This is a genomic window from Peptoniphilus sp. BV3AC2, from assembly GCF_000478945.1.
GTDB classification, from domain to species: domain Bacteria; phylum Bacillota; class Clostridia; order Tissierellales; family Peptoniphilaceae; genus Peptoniphilus_B; species Peptoniphilus_B duerdenii.
Window position 1 is genome coordinate 142,722 of sequence record NZ_AWXD01000008.1, and the last position, 17,792, is coordinate 160,513.

Annotated in this window: 16 protein-coding genes; 4 read left to right on the plus strand and 12 right to left on the minus strand. The window is 36.5% G+C overall.

From position 1 onward, the window contains the following. Positions 1 to 107: 107 nt before the first annotated feature. Positions 108 to 1,502, plus strand: coding sequence for a YfcC family protein (locus tag HMPREF1252_RS02515; RefSeq protein ID WP_023059299.1), 1,395 nt, complete (start codon positions 108 to 110; stop codon positions 1,500 to 1,502). Positions 1,503 to 1,603: 101 nt separating this feature from the next. Here HMPREF1252_RS02515 and HMPREF1252_RS09200 read toward each other — a convergent pair whose 3' ends face one another. The 3 genes from HMPREF1252_RS09200 to pyk all read right to left on the minus strand — a co-directional run bounded on the left by HMPREF1252_RS09200 (position 1,604) and on the right by pyk (position 6,293). Then, positions 1,604 to 3,118: an S-layer homology domain-containing protein gene (locus HMPREF1252_RS09200; RefSeq protein ID WP_023059309.1), complete on the minus strand. Its 1,515-nt coding sequence runs from the start codon at positions 3,116 to 3,118 to the stop codon at positions 1,604 to 1,606. A gap of 130 nt (positions 3,119 to 3,248) precedes the next feature. Further along, positions 3,249 to 4,538: a serine dehydratase subunit alpha family protein gene (locus HMPREF1252_RS02525; RefSeq protein WP_023059271.1), complete on the minus strand. Its 1,290-nt coding sequence runs from the start codon at positions 4,536 to 4,538 to the stop codon at positions 3,249 to 3,251. Beyond that, positions 4,539 to 6,293 carry a pyruvate kinase gene (pyk, locus tag HMPREF1252_RS02530; protein WP_023059394.1) on the minus strand — a complete coding sequence of 585 codons (1,755 nt, stop codon included), beginning with the start codon at positions 6,291 to 6,293 and terminating at the stop codon, positions 4,539 to 4,541. A 163-nt stretch (positions 6,294 to 6,456) separates the two neighbouring features. Here pyk and nrdD point away from each other — a divergent pair, with 163 nt between their 5' ends. From nrdD to HMPREF1252_RS02545, 3 genes are all read left to right on the plus strand, one after another. After that, on the plus strand, positions 6,457 to 8,577 hold the full coding sequence (gene nrdD / locus HMPREF1252_RS02535) for an anaerobic ribonucleoside-triphosphate reductase (RefSeq protein WP_023059167.1): 2,121 nt from the start codon (positions 6,457 to 6,459) through the stop codon (positions 8,575 to 8,577). Continuing rightward, positions 8,577 to 9,074, plus strand: a complete 498-nt coding sequence (gene nrdG / locus HMPREF1252_RS02540) for an anaerobic ribonucleoside-triphosphate reductase activating protein (protein WP_008901638.1) — start codon at positions 8,577 to 8,579, stop codon at positions 9,072 to 9,074. The genes nrdD and nrdG overlap by 1 nt, the downstream gene beginning before the upstream one ends. A gap of 115 nt (positions 9,075 to 9,189) precedes the next feature. Next, complete coding sequence (locus HMPREF1252_RS02545; protein WP_023059322.1) at positions 9,190 to 10,203, plus strand: PTS transporter subunit IIC; 1,014 nt, start codon at positions 9,190 to 9,192, stop codon at positions 10,201 to 10,203. Positions 10,204 to 10,276: 73 nt separating this feature from the next. On the opposite strand, the gene HMPREF1252_RS02550 is transcribed toward HMPREF1252_RS02545, so the two are convergent. From HMPREF1252_RS02550 to prmA, 9 genes are all read right to left on the minus strand, one after another. Then, the gene (locus tag HMPREF1252_RS02550; RefSeq protein WP_023059405.1) at positions 10,277 to 11,512 is read right to left on the minus strand and encodes an MFS transporter; all 1,236 of its coding nucleotides are present in this window, start codon (positions 11,510 to 11,512) and stop codon (positions 10,277 to 10,279) included. 74 nt (positions 11,513 to 11,586) lie between these two features. Further along, entirely contained in the window at positions 11,587 to 12,015 is a 429-nt protein-coding gene (locus HMPREF1252_RS02555) for a winged helix-turn-helix domain-containing protein (RefSeq protein WP_023059407.1), read from the minus strand. A gap of 172 nt (positions 12,016 to 12,187) precedes the next feature. Then, entirely contained in the window at positions 12,188 to 12,601 is a 414-nt protein-coding gene (locus tag HMPREF1252_RS02560) for a C-GCAxxG-C-C family (seleno)protein (protein WP_051338877.1), read from the minus strand. Next, on the minus strand, positions 12,591 to 13,775 hold the full coding sequence (locus tag HMPREF1252_RS02565; protein ID WP_023059240.1) for a CapA family protein: 1,185 nt from the start codon (positions 13,773 to 13,775) through the stop codon (positions 12,591 to 12,593). Before HMPREF1252_RS02565 ends, HMPREF1252_RS02560 begins: the two co-directional genes overlap by 11 nt. Then, positions 13,772 to 14,395 (minus strand): epoxyqueuosine reductase QueH, encoded by a 624-nt coding sequence (locus HMPREF1252_RS02570; RefSeq protein ID WP_023059384.1) that lies wholly within the window; start codon positions 14,393 to 14,395, stop codon positions 13,772 to 13,774. The genes HMPREF1252_RS02565 and HMPREF1252_RS02570 overlap by 4 nt, the downstream gene beginning before the upstream one ends. A gap of 77 nt (positions 14,396 to 14,472) precedes the next feature. Continuing rightward, positions 14,473 to 14,811 (minus strand): histidine triad nucleotide-binding protein, encoded by a 339-nt coding sequence (locus tag HMPREF1252_RS02575; RefSeq protein WP_008901633.1) that lies wholly within the window; start codon positions 14,809 to 14,811, stop codon positions 14,473 to 14,475. A gap of 1 nt (position 14,812) precedes the next feature. After that, positions 14,813 to 16,114, minus strand: a complete 1,302-nt coding sequence (gene mtaB / locus HMPREF1252_RS02580) for a tRNA (N(6)-L-threonylcarbamoyladenosine(37)-C(2))-methylthiotransferase MtaB (protein WP_023059273.1) — start codon at positions 16,112 to 16,114, stop codon at positions 14,813 to 14,815. Then, complete coding sequence (locus HMPREF1252_RS02585) at positions 16,111 to 16,794, minus strand: 16S rRNA (uracil(1498)-N(3))-methyltransferase (protein ID WP_023059348.1); 684 nt, start codon at positions 16,792 to 16,794, stop codon at positions 16,111 to 16,113. Before HMPREF1252_RS02585 ends, mtaB begins: the two co-directional genes overlap by 4 nt. Then, complete coding sequence (gene prmA, locus HMPREF1252_RS02590) at positions 16,787 to 17,701, minus strand: 50S ribosomal protein L11 methyltransferase (protein ID WP_023059148.1); 915 nt, start codon at positions 17,699 to 17,701, stop codon at positions 16,787 to 16,789. Before prmA ends, HMPREF1252_RS02585 begins: the two co-directional genes overlap by 8 nt. Positions 17,702 to 17,792: the final 91 nt, after the last annotated feature.

The window sequence follows — 17,792 nt, forward strand, 5'->3', positions numbered from 1 at the left end:
TAATATTTATTTAAAAAATCAAATAAAAAAACGTTTTTTTCAAAAAAAGATGAAAATTTCTTTTTTTTGTTCTATAATTAAATTAATAAATTTAAGGAGGTAATCCAATGAAAAAGAAAAAATCGTTCAACATTAACCCATACATACTTTTATTTTCAGTAATCTTTGTATGTGGACTTTTAAGCTACGTAATCCCTGCAGGAAGTTTCGAAAGACAGGTTGTAGAAGGTAAGACTATGGTTGTTCCTAATTCCTACAAGGTTGTGGATCCACATCACGCAAGTATAATCGATATCTTCCGTGCTGTTCCATATGGTTTTATAGGTTCAGCTCCCGTTATTGCAATTATACTAATAATCGGTGGTACACTTAAAATTTATGACAAAACTGAAGCTATTCCACTTGCAATCTACAAACTTATTTCTAAACTTGGAACCAATAGCAGCAATTTATTGATCATAGCTTTCTATTTAATATTTGCAATGCTCGGTGGTTTTTTAGGATGGATTGAAACTATGCTTCCATTTACCCCTTTGGTTGTTGCTATAATGCTAGCATTAGGCTTGGATAGTTTAGTCGCTGTTAGTATTGTAATCGTAGGATTGATGGCTGGTTTCTGTGCTGGTCCAACAAACGTATTAACAGTAGGAATTGCTCAACAAATTTCAGAACTACCTCTATTCTCTGGTTTTTCTTTGAGATTTGTTGTTTGGATAATATTTTTAGTTGGCTCTCTAGCTTATATTCTTGCTTATGCAAATAAGATTAAGAAAGATCCTTCTAAAAGTCTAGTTGCGGACGTAGATACTTCAGATCTAAAGTATGATTTTTCTACATATGAAGGTAAGAATTTAAATGCTGGTCAATCTCTTTCTCTACTCGCTCTTTTAGGTGCTTTCCTACTTTCTCTATATGGAATGTTTAAGCTTAAATGGAGCATCAACGACATGACTGCTGTATTCCTACTTTGTGGAGTTATCGCCGGTCTTCTAAACAAGATGAGTGGAGATGAAATAGTTAATTCCCTTATAGAAGGTGCAAAGTCCGCTATGGGCGGAGCTCTTATCGTTGGTATCGCAAGAGGAGTTCAATGGATTCTTGAAACAACTAGTATCGTAGATACTATTATCAACTCAATGGCAAATGTTTTATCTAACACATCTGCTCTTACCGCAGGTATTGGTATAATAATTGCAGTTTCACTTTTAAATGGTCTTGTGCCATCAGGTTCAGGAAAGGCTATGGCTCTTATTCCTCTAATAATTCCTCTTGGTGATTTAATTGGACTCAATAGACAAATTACAACTCTTTGCTATCAATTTGGAGATGGTATAACTAACATGATTTGGTTTACCTATGGTTCACTTCTTATGTTTTTATCTTATGGTAAGGTTCCATATAATAAATACTTGAAGTTTATGGCACCACTTATAATATTTTTCTTTATTGTTGCAATAGGTGCAGTCTATGTAGCTGTAAAAATTAATTATGGTCCATTCTAGACAATTTTTATCCCTGCTTCGGCAGGGATTTTTTCAACAAAAAAACGGGTTTAATGTTCTTAATCCCGTTTTTGTAATTCTTATTCAATAATATAATTAAATTAGTTGTTCAATATATTACTTGATCCATCTATACCTGTATTGTTGTAGTAAGTGCTATTTCCTTGTAGAATCAGCCCTTCATTTAAGCATCCATTGTTTGCTTCCGGATAATTTTTTCTTTCCCATATATGGTTTAAAGACATGGTCTGATCATCAATTAAGAAATATTTATACCTTAATAAATCTCTTCCATCACTTGATACTGGATCGTCCCAGGTTGTGTCTATATGGTATAACTTTCCGTCCACATTTACTAAGTTCCAAGCGTGTCCTCCCGTACCTAAACTATTGGTTGCTTTTCCTGAGATTAGGATTGATGAAAGTCCCACTTCTTTTGCCAATAGATCAAATGTTTCTGCATAGGCTTGGCAAACTCCTTTCCCATATTTAAAGATAGATATTGGCATGTAGGCAGTTATATTCTTGTCTATTTGATAATTTCCTGATTTATATTCATCGTAGGCATACCTTGTGTTATTCACTATCCAATCGTGTACTAGCTTTACTTTTTCATAATCGTTTTTGCCTTCTGCTTCTTGCTTGATACTATGGATAGTACTCATAATGGTCCTTGCATATTCTTGAGATACACTGTATTCGAATTTGAATTTGATATCTCCTGATGGGTATTCGTTAGTTAATACATAGCTTTTTAAAAACATTCTATCCGGACTTTCTTCTATTACTCTTTGCAAGTCCATAATAAGGTCGTTTGTATCTATTCTAAACTTTTTATTTTTTTTGTAGGTAAATCCTGGATTTTGTCTGTCTAGTTCTCTAAATAATGCGTCTATCTGAGGATCTGTTTCTTGTGGAGTTGCCATGAGTTTTATATATGTTCTATCATATTTTTCTCTGCTAAATGTTTCATCGAAGTCAAAGTTTAATTTATTTTCTTCTCTTGCTCTTTGTACCAATTGTTTTTCAACTTCTATGTTTTTATTTGACATGATGTAGAGTATGGTTGCTATTTCTGCTCTAGTTATGCCTTCGTGAGCGATTACTCTATTGTATTCATCTCCATTTACTATTCCTAGATCTTTTAAAACTCCTATATCTCTATGTCTTTTGACGGTGAAATTATCTTCGAAGCTAAGCTTCATATACTGTTCCCTATATGGAAATAGCTGTCCCAATAATCCAAACGCTTCGTCCCTTGTTATTTTAGAATCTGGATTTATGTAATCTCCATCCTTTACGATTTTCCATCCCACCAAATTTTCTATTATTGGCTTGTACCACATCTTGCTTGGAACGTCTTTGAAACTAATTGGACTTCCTGTGTAATCCATACCAATCATGTTGGAAATTATTGTAAGAAACTCAGCTCTTGTTGTCGCTCTTTGAGGTTTAAATGTTCCATCTGGATATCCATTGAATAGTTTCTTATTAACTGCCCATTCTATCTGTTCCTTTGCCCAATGTTTCTTCATATCTTTAAAGGTTTGCGCTTCTACTTTTGTGCCCAATAATATCAGCACAGTAAGGGTAATAATTATTATTTTCTTTTTCATACTCCCTCCATATTATTTATTTATATATTTAATAATATACTATAGTAAATTGAATTGTAAACATTATACTTTATAATTATAATTTTTCGCATAAAAAAACGGGCTCCATGCCCGTTTAGTGTTTTATATTTTAGTATGCTTCTATTATATCTAGCATTACATTATCTACGTCTTTGAATCCTTCTCTTGAAAGTCTTCCTATGTTGGAGATGGTATCTTCTATGGTTGCTCCTACTACTCCTACACTTTCTTTAGAGATCATTCCGTTTACTGCAAGGTATGCTGCAAGGATCGCTTCTTCTGCTGAGGTAGATAATTTCATTGAACAAGATTCTTTTGCTCCGTCACATACCATTCCTGTTAGGTTTGCGTAGATATTGGTTGGAGCTCCTGCTATTTGTTCATCTGTGCCGCCTAACATCCAGGTTATTGCTGCGCTGGCTCCTACTGCTGCTCCTATTGCACATCCGCAAATACCTGAAAGTTTGCCTGAGTATTCTTTTACATATCTATTTATGATGTGTGCAAAGAATAGTGCTCTTCCTAATCTATCTTTATCTATTCCTTCTTCATCTGCTACGATTGCTATTGGTAGGATTACTCCGATTCCTTGGTTTCCTGATCCTCCTGAGGTAACTATCGGACAGTCTCCTCCAGTCATTCTCATGTCAGCTGCTGCTGCGGTCATGATTCTCGCCTTGGTTACAAAGTTATCTGCTAGGATTCCCTTTTCTTTTAGTCCTTTTAAAGTTGCTCCTAATTTACCTTTTTCATTTAGTCCTTGTTCTGATGCTCTGAAGTTGACTTCGATTCCTTCTAGTGTGAAGTCAAATGTGTGTTCTGGAGCTCCTTCTACGATTTCTCTAAGTTCTTTGAAGGATAGTGACTTGATGTCGATTTTATCGTCGTCATCTTTTGCAACTATTTCTTCTTCGTTTCTATATACCACTTCCCCATCGACTTTTACTTCGCTGATGTTGGTGTGGGCGTGAGATACTACTGCTATTGCTTCCTTATCTTTTGTTTTTATCTTTACATCTACATAGACATTTTCTTTGGTTGGGATGTGTTTTACGGTTAGTTTACCTGACTTTAATAATTCTTTTGCCTTTCTTATTACTTCGTCGTCTATTTTGTCAAACACCATAAATCCATCGTCCACTGTTGGAGCAAATATTCCAAGTGCTGCAGCTAAATCAAGTCCAGTTTCTTTTACTACTGGAATATAAACTGCTTTTCCATTTTTGAAAATATTTTTGGATGTTCTTACTTCTACTGATTCAATCTTTTCATTTTCGCCTGCGCCTAAGTAACTATTGCACACATTTGCACAGTAGCCTACAGCTACAGGCTCGGTACAGCCAAGGGCTTTTTCTGAATCTTGTTTTACTACTTCGATTAACTTTTCTAATGTGCTCATTTAATTTAATACCTTTCCTTTTCTTATTATACCTTCCGATGATGACAATGTTATTATGTCTCCGGATTTTATTTTTTGGGTTATGTCTATATTTCCCACTACTGTTGGTAGTCCCAATGTGATGCCCACTATTGCAGATGGACTTGTGAAACCTTCTTCTTCCACTACCAGGCCCGCTGCTCTACTTAGATACTTGGTCATTTCTTGGGTCACTGCTTTGGTTACTACAATATCCCCATCTTTGAACTTCCTTATAAAGTCACCTTCATCTTCTATTACTACTGCTCTTCCAGTCACTTCTTTGTCGCCAATACCTATACCCTTTGATAGGATCTCTCCTATTATTTCGACTTTAATTAAGTTGGTTGAGCCTGCTAAACCCACAGGAACTCCTGCGGTTATTATAACCGTATCTCCTGGAGACACAAGACCTTTTTTCACCGATGTTTCTATGGATGCATCAATGACATCATTACTTATCTCTTTACTTTCCACAAGGATGGATTTTACTCCCCATTCCATATTCAGTTGCCTTCTCACTTTTTCAGAAGTGGTTGCTCCTATTATAAGTGACTTTGGTCTAAATTTTGAAATGGATCTTGTGGTATATCCAGAAGTTGTCGCTGTGATTATAGCTTTTGCATTTAAATCCCTTGCAATTGTGCAGGTGCTCTTGCCAATAGCATTTGTGATAGTGTTTGAAATTTCTTCGATCTTCTTACTTAAAATTTCGTCGAAGTCCATGGAGTCTTCAGTCACTTCTAAAATCTTTCTCATGGTTATAACAGATTCAATTGGATACTTTCCGCTTGCAGTCTCCCCACTTAACATTACACAAGATGTGCCATCCAGCACAGCATTTGCAACGTCGTTTGCCTCTGCCCTCGTAGGACGCGGATTTCTAATCATCGAGTCCAGCATCTGGGTGGCAGTGATGACTACTTTTCCTTTTTCGTTGCATTTTTTGATCATGTTCTTTTGTGCGATTGGCACTTTTTCAGTGTCTATCTCCACGCCAAGATCTCCTCTAGCCACCATGACTCCGTCTGAAGCTTCTATAATTTCATCTAAATTTTCAAGTCCTTCTTTGGATTCAATCTTGGAAATGATTTTGATATCGTAGTCTCCTTCTTCTTCGAGAATCCTTCTGATGTCTAGTACGTCCTCCGCTTTTCTAATAAATGATGCGGCAATGAAGTCCATATCGTTTTTAACTGCAAATTTTATATCTGAAATATCTTTCTCCGTCAGTGCCGGCAGATTCACTTGTGCATCGGGAACGTTTACACCTTTTCTAGAAGATATCTCTCCACCGTTGAAACAACTACAGTGAATTTCTGTTCCTTCTATGGATTCTACCCTCAGTTCAACAAGTCCGTCGTCGATTAATATTCTCGATCCTTCCTTTACATCATGTGGTAGATCTTTATAAGATACAGAGGCGATGTGTTCATCTCCTTCCAAATCTCTAGTAGTAAGAGTAAATCTATCTCCCGATTCCAGGTTAATCCTCTTTTGGTCTTTGAAAATTCCCAGCCTTATCTCTGGTCCCTTGGTATCAAGCATGGTTGCTATCGGTAAATTAAGTTTTTGTCTAATGTTTTTTATTCTCTTTAGTCTTTCAAGGTGCTCTTCCTGAGTCCCATGGGAAAAATTAAGTCTACAAACATCTAATCCTTCTTTAAAAAGTGCTTCTAGTACCTTTTCAGAATCTGAAGCAGGTCCTATGGTGCACACAATCTTTGTTCTTCTCATAATCTCTCCTTTAAAATTTATTATAACATTTATAATAGCCCATCGTCTAGTAAAGTTACACAAAGTTGCTACACTTTATATAGTATTTATTTTAAATTTTGATTGATTAAAAACACAACATATAGTATTATATATTTATGATTAAAAAGTGAGGGAGATAAAAATGTATGTAAGAAAGAGAAATGGCGACAGGGTGCCTTTTGACAAAAGCAAAATAGAAATTGCTATTAACAAGGCTATGCATTCTTCCAACGGAGTCTTCGTAGAAGGACAAGCAAAAGCCATAGCCGATGAAATTTATGAAGATGCAAAGGCACTTAATAAAGAATTATCCATCTATGATATTGAAGAACAAGTCTACTATAGACTTATAAATTTAAACAACCCTGCAACTGCTAGGGCTTATGAATCATATAAATCTGTTCAGGCTTTTAAGAGAGAGTCCAACACCACAGATGACGAAATAATAGGTCTACTTGACCAAACCAATATCGAAGTTATCGATGAAAACTCAAACAAAAATGCAATCATCGCCTCTACCCAAAGAGATTTAATCGCGGGAGAAGTTTCAAAGGACATTGCAAAGAGAAAGATGATTCCGGCAGATTTAGTTGAAGCTCATGACAGTGGTGCAATCCACATCCATGATTTGGATTATTTCATCCAACCGATTTTCAACTGCTGCCTAGTAAATATGAAGGATATGCTTGACAACGGAACGGTTGTAAACGGCAAGATGATTGAAACTCCTAAATCTTTCCAAGTTGCATGTAATGTTATGACACAGATAATAGCACAGATTGCTTCCAACCAATACGGCGGACAATCAATAGATATTTCTTGCCTTGGAAAATATCTAAGACGTTCCTACGAAAAGAATCTAAACCTATGTGTTGAAATGATAGGCGACGTAGAAACTGCACAAAAGATGGCTGACGCAATGACTAAGAAGGATTTGCAATCAGGTATTCAAACCATCCAATACCAAATAAATACCCTTATGACTTCCAATGGACAAGCACCTTTTGTAACGCTATTTATGCACGTAAAGGACGAAGATCCATACGTAGACGAAGTTGCACAAATCATCGAAGAAATACTAGTGCAAAGAATACAAGGAATCAAGAACACAGCAGGCGTATATGTTACACCAGCATTTCCAAAACTAATCTATGTTCTTGACGAAAATAATATACACAAAGATTCAAAATACCATTACCTAACTGCCCTTGCTATAAGATGTACTGCAAAGAGAATGTACCCTGACTATATCTCAGCGAAGAAAATGCGCGAAAACTACGAAGGCAATGTCTTCTCACCTATGGGATGTAGAGCATTCCTATCACCATACAAGGACGAAAATGGCAACTACAAGTTCGACGGAAGATTCAACATAGGCGTGTGCACAATAAACCTACCACAAATAGGAATCCTAGCTCGTGGCGACGAAGAAAAATTCTTTGAAATATTAGAAAAGAGACTAGACCTAGTTAAGCGAGTTGGTCTTTTAAGATATAACCATCTAAAGGATGTAACATCAGAAGTGAGTCCAATCCACTGGCAACACGGAGCCATTGCAAGACTCGGTCACAACCAACATATAGACCATCTTCTAAAAGGCGGATACGCAACAGTAACCATAGGATACATTGGAATCTACGAAGCATCCATGCTCATAAAGGGAGTTCCACATACAGATCCAGAAGGATTTGACTTTGCCATGAAGATTATGGACAAACTAAACGAAAAGAAAGAAGAATGGACCAAAGAAACAGGACTTCAATTCGCAGTATACGGCACACCAGCAGAATCACTAACCCATAGATTTAACACCATTGACAGAAATAGATTTGGAATCATAGAAAATATTACGGACAAAGGATACTACACCAACTCTTTCCACGTAGACGTAAGACAAAAGATCACCGCATTCGAAAAATTTGCCTTCGAATCTAAATTCCAAGACAAATCCCAAGGCGGATGTATTTCCTATGTAGAAATTCCAAACATGAGTCACAACTTAGACGCAATAGAAACCATAGTAAAATATATCTACGACAATATCCAATATGCAGAATTTAACACCAAGAGTGACTACTGTGCAAAGTGCGGATTTGATGGAGAAATAAAAGTCAACGAAGAAGGACAATGGGAATGTCCACAATGTCACAACAAAGATAAAGACACCCTTACAGTAGTTAGAAGAACCTGCGGATACCTTGGCGAAAACTTCTGGACAGAAGGAAGAACCAAAGAAATAAAAGACAGAGTTCTACACATCTAATGAACTACGGACAAATTAGAAAATACGACGTGGCAAACGGAGAAGGCATAAGAACCTCCATCTTTGTCACCGGATGTAACCACCACTGTAAAGGTTGTTTTAACGAAGAGTACCAAGACTTTGACTTCGGAGAAAAGTGGACGGACAAAGAAACAAGAGAAGTAATAGAAGATTTAAAACTACAAGAAGTATCCGGACTCACACTAATAGGCGGAGAGCCAATGGAACATCCTCATGAACTAAAAGAAATCGTAAAAAAAATAAAAAGAGAAGTGGATAAATCCATCTGGGTCTACTCAGGCTTTACCTATGAAAAAATCTTAGAAGACGAAGAAAAACTGGCACTACTAAAAGAATGTGACATATTGGTAGACGGATTATTTATAGAAAAAGAATTGGACTTAAGCCTTAGATTTCGAGGCTCAAGAAACCAAAGAGTAATAGACATACAGAAATCCCTCGCAAATGGAGAAGTAACCATTTGGGACAAACTATAAACCTAGGACAACCTAGGTTTTTTTGTTTAGAATAAACGACAACAATTTAGTTTAAAAATTAAAACACTCATTCAAAAAATAAAAATTGTACTATAATATAAACAGGAGGTAAACCTTGAACAAATTTTTAAACAGAAAGAAAGTAAACATCTCTTTCAAAACTTATTTTATCGATGCAATGGGCGCCATGGCATATGGACTATTCGCATCATTACTCGTAGGAACAATACTTAACACCATAGGGCAAGAATTTAATATCGAATTTCTATCCAAGACCCTATGGCCAATAGTACAAGCTGCAACAGGACCAGCCATAGCAGTATCCATTGCGTATTCACTAAACGCACCGGACCTAGTCCTTTTCTCATCAGCAGTAGTTGGTGTAGCAGGATACCAGCTAGGAGGACCAATAGGAGTATTTATATCCACCATCTTCGCAGTGGAATTTGGAAAACTAATCTCTAAAGAAACGAAGATCGACATAGTCCTAACCCCGGTGGTAACAGTCTTAGTAGGAGCGATCATCGCCACATTTATAGGACCATATATCCAAGCTATGATGGTTGCAATAGGAAATGCAATCATGGCAGCCACAAAACAACAACCGCTAATCATGGGCATCATCGTATCAGTAGCAATGGGCATGATACTAACCTTGCCGATAAGTAGTGCTGCAATCTGCATAATGCTTGGTCTATCAGGCCTAGCAGGAGGAGCAGCAACCGTTGGATGTTGCGCAAACATGATAGGATTTGCAGTAATCTCATACAAAGACAACGGCTTCGAAGGACTACTAGCACAAGGAATCGGAACCTCAATGCTACAAATGCCAAACATCATAAGAAAACCAGTCATCTGGCTACCATCCATCGTTGCATCAGCAATCCTAGGCCCAATATCCACAATAATCTTTAAGATGGAAAACACCCCACTGGGATCAGGCATGGGCACCTGCGGATTCGTAGGACAAATAGGAACACTAAACGCAATGGAATCCATCTCAAAAGGAACAGTACTACTAAACATGGCACTACTCCACTTCATATTGCCAGCGATAATATCCTATGTAGTATACCTACTACTTAAAAATAAAGGCATAATAAAAGACGGCGACATGAAACTAAGTTAAAAATATTAATCGAATTTAAAATGAAATCAAAAAAGGCTACGGAAAATCCATAGCCTTTTTTTATCTTTAAATTCTATTCAAACACCTTATTAAAATTATTTACAGCTGGCAACTTTCTAATATTTTCATTCAACACCCAATATATAGCTACAATAAGTATTATAAAGCTTGATATAAATACAGTCTTCGAACTAGATAAGTATTCTCCTAAGAATCCGCCTAACAATGCTCCAAGCGGTGCCATAAAAGTTGATATTCCTACCATCGCTCCCATTGCAGAACCTATTCTGTTAGAAGGTACTATCATTTGCAGCATAGTTTGAGCATATACATTTACGACTCCTACCACAAACCAACCTACAGCATAAAAACTCACAGCTATTTTCATATTGTCTGAAGAATAAGAAACTCCAAACCAAGATAGGGCTACAATTATCATTTCATAGATATATAAGTTTCCTAAGGATATATCTTTTAATTTTGGTAATCCTGCAAATAAAGATCCTAAGAGAACTCCTCCTCCCATGCCTGCAAGCATTAGACTATAAAATATTTCATCTTTGCCGAATGCTGGTAAGACAGCACTTATAGATGTGGCTGAAAAATTGATAAAGACTACTCCGAGTACCAGGGCAAAAATTCTCGAATCTTTAAACAATACAAGTCCTTCCTTAAGATCTTTGAAGTGATTTTTTATTAAATTTTTTTCAGTATGTTTTTCTCTTTCGTTATATTGGCTAAGATTTTTTGATAATAGGCAAAACAAAAGTCCAGTTAAGATAAAACTCACACTATCAACATAAAAAGCTGTCATAAATCCAAATATTGAAATCATAATACCTGCCAATGTATCAAAGATCGCATTTGAACCTTGGTATGCCATGGTCATCAAGGAATTGGCTGAAACAAGTTCGTCTTCTGATAATATTTTCGGAAGTAGAGATATTTGACCAGGATAAACTAGCTGGTTTATCAATGAAATTATTGGCATTATTATCATGATGTGGTAAACATTAAGTCTTTCTACATAGTATAGCGCTGGAATTACAAGTATCAGTACCGCTTGAAAAAGTTGGCTAAAAATTAAAAACTTTTTCATATTAATCTTATCCAAAATTGGACTTAAAAATAATTGAATTATGGCTGTTGATGAGGTTAAAAATAGGGTTATACCTGAATAAACAGTCGAGCCAGACATCTTATAAACCAATAGAGTTGAGGCTATAGCGTATAAACTATCTCCAAAATTTGTAATCAGTCGTCCTATAAGCAGGACATAGAAATCTTTATTTTTAATCATTTTTAACATACTCCTTTTATTTAACGTTTTGTTTATTTTGACAGTCGACCTTTTTTAAACCAGCAAGGTTTAACTTGCTGGATCTAAGATAATTTATATATTTGCACTTGGAAGCTTTCAGAATCTTCTCCATTGTTACTATATTTTTTTATTAGTTCATTCAATTCTTTTTCAAAAGGCTCATAAGATTTTTTTGGAATTTTGAAATTGAATTGTTTTTCTTCCAAATTTTTATTAAATATTTCACTGTTTGGAATAAAAGCTTTGGCTACTGGTAGGAAATATTTTTGCGTGATTCCATTTATAAGCTCCGTATCTACTACCTCTATAATTCCATTTTGTTCCAAAATTTTTAGGTGATAATGGATTTTAGAACGACTAACACCTATGGCATCAGATAAATCTTGAGCTGTCTTGGGTGTAGTTCCTAAGGTCATGATTATTTTAAGCCTTATTGGATCACTTACAATATTTATTTCTTCTAATGAATTTAAAATATGCACTTCTTTCATACTCTTGCCCCTTTAAATTTATTATATACACTTTAACATGAGTAAAACTCATTGTCAAATATTTTTTAACGTTAAATTATTTATTTAAGTATTATATTTTTTAGATATGCTTTCAAATAAACTAAAAAAAATATCACGAATAATAAACCATATCCGTGACAAATCTTAATTTTTATTTAGTTTTATTCTGCTCGATTACTTCCTGAAGTAGGTCCAGACTCTTTACTCCTAGATCGATACATGGTGGGTTTTCTGCTATTAGGTCGACGCAATTTATGGTACTACCCAGTTTTTCAAAATTTTCTACATATATGGCACATATTCCTGCAAGATCCATGGTACCATAGGGCGGCTCTTCTGGTCCAAAGATAAGCGACAGTGCTGAGATTGCTCCTGTTAAGTAGCCACAGGTTGAGCCTGCTCCCATACCTCCTCCGAATCCTGCCACTGATTTCAACACTTCTTCTGGTAGATTTAATTTATATTCTTCATCCACCGCAAGGATGATGGCTTCTGCACAGTTGTACATGGGACCACTGTGGTTTTCGGCTTCATCCATATATCGTAAAAATATTTTACTTAACATATTTTTCTCCCATGATTTCCTTGGCTCTTTCGTAAAGCATGTGGACCTTCTGTCTCTCTTTTTCGTCGATGTCTCCTTGGTATTTTCCGCCTTCAAAGAGGTCCGTCATCTTGTAGACGTAGTATCTATTTCCGCCTTCTTGTCTAAATCTTGCCACATATGTGGGATGAAGCGCCACTTCAAAGTTTATTTCTTCTGCTTTTGTTATATCTATCTCCACCAGTACTCCCATTTCCGTGTCATAGGTGCCCATCCATGGTTGTCTTTGGTTGGAGATGGAATTTCCCATGGAATAGATTAAGAATTTATTTTTTCCTCCCACTTCCCACATTCCCGCTCTTCCAAGGACGTGTGGGTGAGATCCAAGCACAAGGTCCACTCCATTATCTAACATAAATTTCGACGCTTCCTGTTGTAATGTCGTCGGTTCTGTCTTGTACTCAACCCCGTAGTGAGGCATGGAGATGATTATATCTGCTCCATTTTCTTTTAAGTAATCTATATCCGATTTTATTTTTTCATAATTGATTGGACTTATGACATATTTTTTATCTGCAGGGATTACGCCTTCCATTCCATTGAAAATTTCTGAATAGGAGATAAATCCAACTTTTATTCCCTTTAAATCCACGATTGGTGGTTTTTCATCTTCAGTCTTCCTCGTGCCGAAGTGTATAAATCCATTGGCATCTAGTTCGTCAATTGTAGTAAATATTCCTTCTAATCCTGTGTCGATACAATGGTTGTTCGCAGTGGACATTCCCTTAAATCCAGCTTCCTTCAAATACTTCAAGGCTTCCTTAGGCGTGTTAAACATTGGATAACTGGCAAGAGGTCTATTTGGATTTATTGTTGTTTCCAAATTTGCAAAGGCAAAGTCCGCTCCTTTTAGATCTTCGCTTACTTTTTCGTAAAAGCTGGTGAAGTCGTACTCGCCTTTTTCCTTATTAAATGCACTTTTATAGGTAGGCATGTGAAACATTACATCCCCTGTTGCCATAAGCTTTACATGGACCGGCTCGATCTTTTCCGGTTCTTTCTCTTCGATTGTATCTGTTTTTTCTATTTTTGTAGTTTTTTTACTTGCACTATGTTGTCCGTAATAAAAGTATGCATAGGATAGGCATAGGGCTGCCGCAACGATAACTAGTAGTCCTGCCATTAATTTCTTCATTTCATTCTCTCCATCGCTTCTATTTTTGAAAATTCACATCCGCAGTAATCTTGTCTGTAGAGATGCAGTTCTTCTGATATCTCTACTGAGCGTTTAAATCCATTCTTCTTTTTAAAGTCGCTCATCAGGTAGCTTACCCCGATCCTTTCTCCCAAGGCAATGCCCATCTTATTTAAAACTTGAGAATTCTTATGAGGGCTTATGGATAATGTGGTGGTGAAGTAGTCGTAGCCCTGGGCTTTTGCATACTCTCCCGCTTTTTTAAGGCGGAGGTAGTAGCACCTCATGCATCTCTTGCCCCCTTCTCTCTCCCTTTCAAGTCCACTTGCAATGTTTAAAAATTCATCGTGATTATAAGGCACGGCAATAATCCCTATCTTGGATTGATTTTTATCTTCCATATGGGCGATTACTTTTTTCTGTTCGATGACCCTCTTGTCAAATTCCTCTTCACTATCCAGGTTTGGATTGAAAAATAAAATATCTATTTCAAAATATTTTACCAGCCTTTCAAGCACCGCAGTGGAGCAAGGTCCGCAACAGGAATGGATTAAAAGTCTCGGCTTTCTATCTAATTTTTCTATTATTTTATTCATTTCTATGTCGTAATTGATTTTCATAGTCATATTATAACATGTAGAGCATTTATTTTATATTTGGACATAAAAAAAGAGTGGTCTCCCACTCTATTTCTAAATCAACCTGGTGGCCAATTTAAACTTCTGCCTGCAAGCACATGGAAATGTAGGTGATCTACAGTCTGTCCACCGTCTTCTCTCGCATTGTTTACGATTCTAAATCCATTTTCAATTCCCATATCTTTTAAAACTTTTTTCGCTACAAGGAATATATGTCCTATTAATTCTTTGTGTGCTTCATCTAGTTCGTAGGCACTTTTAATATGTTCCTTTGGCACGATTAAAAAGTGAACTGGGGCTTCTGGATTTATGTCTTTAAAAGCATACACTAAATCGTCTTCGTACACTTTTTCTGATGGGATGTCCCCATTTATTATTTTACAGAATAAACAATCCATACTAACTCCTTTCTATTTCTACAATGGCGCTTTCGCCATCAATTGCAACTATTTTTGCATCGCGAACCTGGTTTTTAAGTTCCAAGTCGGTCTTAATCTTACAATCTATATAATTTGTGCTATATCCTCTCATATACCCGTCTTTTTCTTCTTCAAAGAGGATTTCTAACGTTGTGTTTTTATTTTTTTCTATAAATCTTTCCATCATCTTGTCTGAAAGTTCGAGAAGTCTGTTGGATCTTTCGATCTTTATATTTCCATCAACCTGGTTTTTCATTTCCGCCGCAGGAGTTCCAGATCTCTTTGAATATTTAAAGACGTGAATCTTAGAAAATTCAACCCTCTTAACTAGGTCCACCGTATCTTCAAAATCTTCATCAGTCTCTCCAGGAAATCCAACGATGATATCTGTAGTTAGACCAACATAAGGATAGTACTCTCTTATTAAATCACAGGTTTCTATATATTCTTCCCTCGTGTAGCGTCTGTTCATAGCTTTTAAAACTGCATTGGATCCGCTTTGTAAACTCAAATGGAAATGGTCGCAGACTTTTCCCGTCGCCTTTATCCTCTCGAGAAAATCTCTTGTGATAGTTATCGGTTCAATGGAAGATAGACGTATTCTCTCAATACCATCCACCTTAGCAATCTCTTCTATAAGGTCCACAAGTCTTTCATCTCCGAGATCTTTTCCATAGGATCCGATGTGAATCCCAGTTAGCACCAATTCCTTGTAGCCAGCTTCACTTAGCCTTTTCGCTTCCTCCACAGAATCTTCAATGGTTCTCGATCTAATCGGACCTCTAGCATATGGAATGATGCAGTAGGTGCAATATCTGTTGCATCCGTCCTGAACCTTCATGTAGGACCTGGTCATCTCCGATTCCTTGTCGATTTCAATATGTTGAAACTCTGTAAAACCTTTAAGGGATTTGACGATGGAGATTTGATTCTTGTCCTTCTTAAAATTTTCTACCAACTCAAAAATTCTACTTCTGTCGGTGGTACCCATTATGATGTCCACGCCTTCGATAGCCTTTACTTCATCTGGGCTAACTTGGGAGTAACATCCAACCACACAGACGATGGAATCGGGATTTTCCCTCTTGGCACGCCTAATATACTGTCTCGATTTTCTATCTGAAAGATTGGTAACTGTGCAGGTGTTCACCACGTACACGTCTGCCACATCCGTTTCACTATCTACTTCTATATATCCATTTTTTTCAAAGATTTCTTTCATAGCTTCTGACTCGTATTGGTTGACCTTGCAACCGAGGGTCAAAATTGAAAATGTCTTCAACGAACCACCTCATTTATACCGACCTGGTAGCAAGCGACAATTGCCGCAGTCTCCGCCCTTAGGATTCTAGTTCCAAGGGTTACGATTTTGCATCCCAAAGTCTTTAAATATTCTATCTCCGAATTTTCAAATCCGCCTTCCGGGCCGATTAATATGGAGATTTCTTCTATACCTTTTATATTTTTTAAAACATCATCGATGTAGAGATTCTCTGCACCTTCGTATGGAACGATCAATGTCCCTTTAAAATTTATATTTTCTAATTTTTCTGGGTTATTTATAGTTGGAATTATATCTCTCTTAGATTGTTTCGCAGCAGATTCCAAAATCTTTTGCCATCTCAGTAGCTTCTTATCTTCCTTGCCCTTTATATTTACAACAGTTCTCTTAAATATTACAGGAGTGATAGAAGATACACCCACCTCTGTGGTTTTTTCCAAAGCAAGTTCGAACTTATCCTGTTTGATAAGCGCCATGTAGAGATTGATACGAACTTTGGCCTCGTGGGAATTTTCCACTTCTCTTAAAATCTTAAGTTCACCGTCATAGATTGCTCTATAAACTTTGCCAGAAGAGACAATCTCAAACTCTTCATCTGGATTTAGCCTCACCACGTTTAAAAGATGGTGTCTGTTTTCTTCAGAAAGACTTTCCAAACTGTCTTGAAACACTCTAAACATCGATACTTCTACCTATGATTAGAGACCAGCCATTTTTCTTCTTGATATCTAAAATTTCAAACTCATTTCTTTCAAGCTCGTCCACAACCATTTGAATCTTTTCTTCGATAATTCCAGAAGCGATGAAAATTCCATTTGGAACTAAATGTTCTCTCAAATCGAATACTAGTCCGGTTATGATTTCAGCAATGATGTTTGAAACGATAATATTTGCAGTACCATCCACCACATCTAGAAGATTTCCAAGATGGACTTCCATTTTGTCATCAACATGATTAAGTTTTGCGTTTTCGATACTTGTTTCGACGCATTTTTCATCGAGATCTACCGCCACTATTTTCTTAGCACCAAGTTTTGCCGCAGCGATACCCAAAATTCCAGAACCGCATCCAACGTCAAAGACAACATCATTATCTTTAACATATTTTTCGAGAGCTTCAAGACACATGTAGGTAGTTTCGTGAGTCCCGGTGCCAAAAGCCATGCCAGGATCGATTTCCACAATTAATCTATCTTTAAACTCTTCTTCCAAATCTTCCCAAGAAGGTTTGATTAAAAGTTTATCCGCAATAGGCACTTGGTGGTAGTATTTTTTCCAGTTATTTGCCCAATCTTCATCGTCTTTTATAAGATAGCTGGTCTTAGTATTTTCAATATCTTTAAAAAGATTTATAAGACTCTTCGCCATCTCTTCATTTTCAGGAAAAGCAGTGAGCTCCACCGCATCAGAATCAATATTTAACACATTTTCGTCAACGAAATCCCAGCTGTCCTTTGAACGACCGAGCTCGTCTATAACTTCCTTGCTAGACTCCATGTACTCAAACAAATTGTTGTCATAGAGAATATTTAACACTTCCTCCTTGTGAGAAGTGTCCGTTTCTATTTTAAATTCAATATATTTCATATAATCACCTGTATAAATTATATCATAAATGGATAAACTTTCGATTTATGATTTGTGATGGAAAGGACAAAATCTGATTGATTTTTGTAGT

Excerpts from the sequence above, each read along its gene's own strand:
- HMPREF1252_RS02570 (WP_023059384.1), bottom strand. The coding sequence starts at position 14,395 with ATGAAAATCAATTACGACATAGAAATGAATAAAATAATAGAAAAATTA.
- HMPREF1252_RS02585 (WP_023059348.1), bottom strand. The coding sequence starts at position 16,794 with ATGTTTAGAGTGTTTCAAGACAGTTTGGAAAGTCTTTCTGAAGAAAAC.
- prmA (WP_023059148.1), bottom strand. The coding sequence starts at position 17,701 with ATGAAATATATTGAATTTAAAATAGAAACGGACACTTCTCACAAGGAG.
- HMPREF1252_RS02565 (WP_023059240.1), bottom strand. The coding sequence starts at position 13,775 with ATGAAGAAATTAATGGCAGGACTACTAGTTATCGTTGCGGCAGCCCTA.
- HMPREF1252_RS02525 (WP_023059271.1), bottom strand. The coding sequence starts at position 4,538 with ATGAGCACATTAGAAAAGTTAATCGAAGTAGTAAAACAAGATTCAGAA.
- HMPREF1252_RS02515 (WP_023059299.1), top strand. The coding sequence starts at position 108 with ATGAAAAAGAAAAAATCGTTCAACATTAACCCATACATACTTTTATTT.
- HMPREF1252_RS02575 (WP_008901633.1), bottom strand. The coding sequence starts at position 14,811 with ATGGATTGTTTATTCTGTAAAATAATAAATGGGGACATCCCATCAGAA.
- HMPREF1252_RS02550 (WP_023059405.1), bottom strand. The coding sequence starts at position 11,512 with ATGTTAAAAATGATTAAAAATAAAGATTTCTATGTCCTGCTTATAGGA.
- HMPREF1252_RS02560 (WP_051338877.1), bottom strand. The coding sequence starts at position 12,601 with ATGTTAAGTAAAATATTTTTACGATATATGGATGAAGCCGAAAACCAC.
- nrdG (WP_008901638.1), top strand. The coding sequence starts at position 8,577 with ATGAACTACGGACAAATTAGAAAATACGACGTGGCAAACGGAGAAGGC.
- HMPREF1252_RS09200 (WP_023059309.1), bottom strand. The coding sequence starts at position 3,118 with ATGAAAAAGAAAATAATAATTATTACCCTTACTGTGCTGATATTATTG.
- HMPREF1252_RS02555 (WP_023059407.1), bottom strand. The coding sequence starts at position 12,015 with ATGAAAGAAGTGCATATTTTAAATTCATTAGAAGAAATAAATATTGTA.
- pyk (WP_023059394.1), bottom strand. The coding sequence starts at position 6,293 with ATGAGAAGAACAAAGATTGTGTGCACCATAGGACCTGCTTCAGATTCT.
- nrdD (WP_023059167.1), top strand. The coding sequence starts at position 6,457 with ATGTATGTAAGAAAGAGAAATGGCGACAGGGTGCCTTTTGACAAAAGC.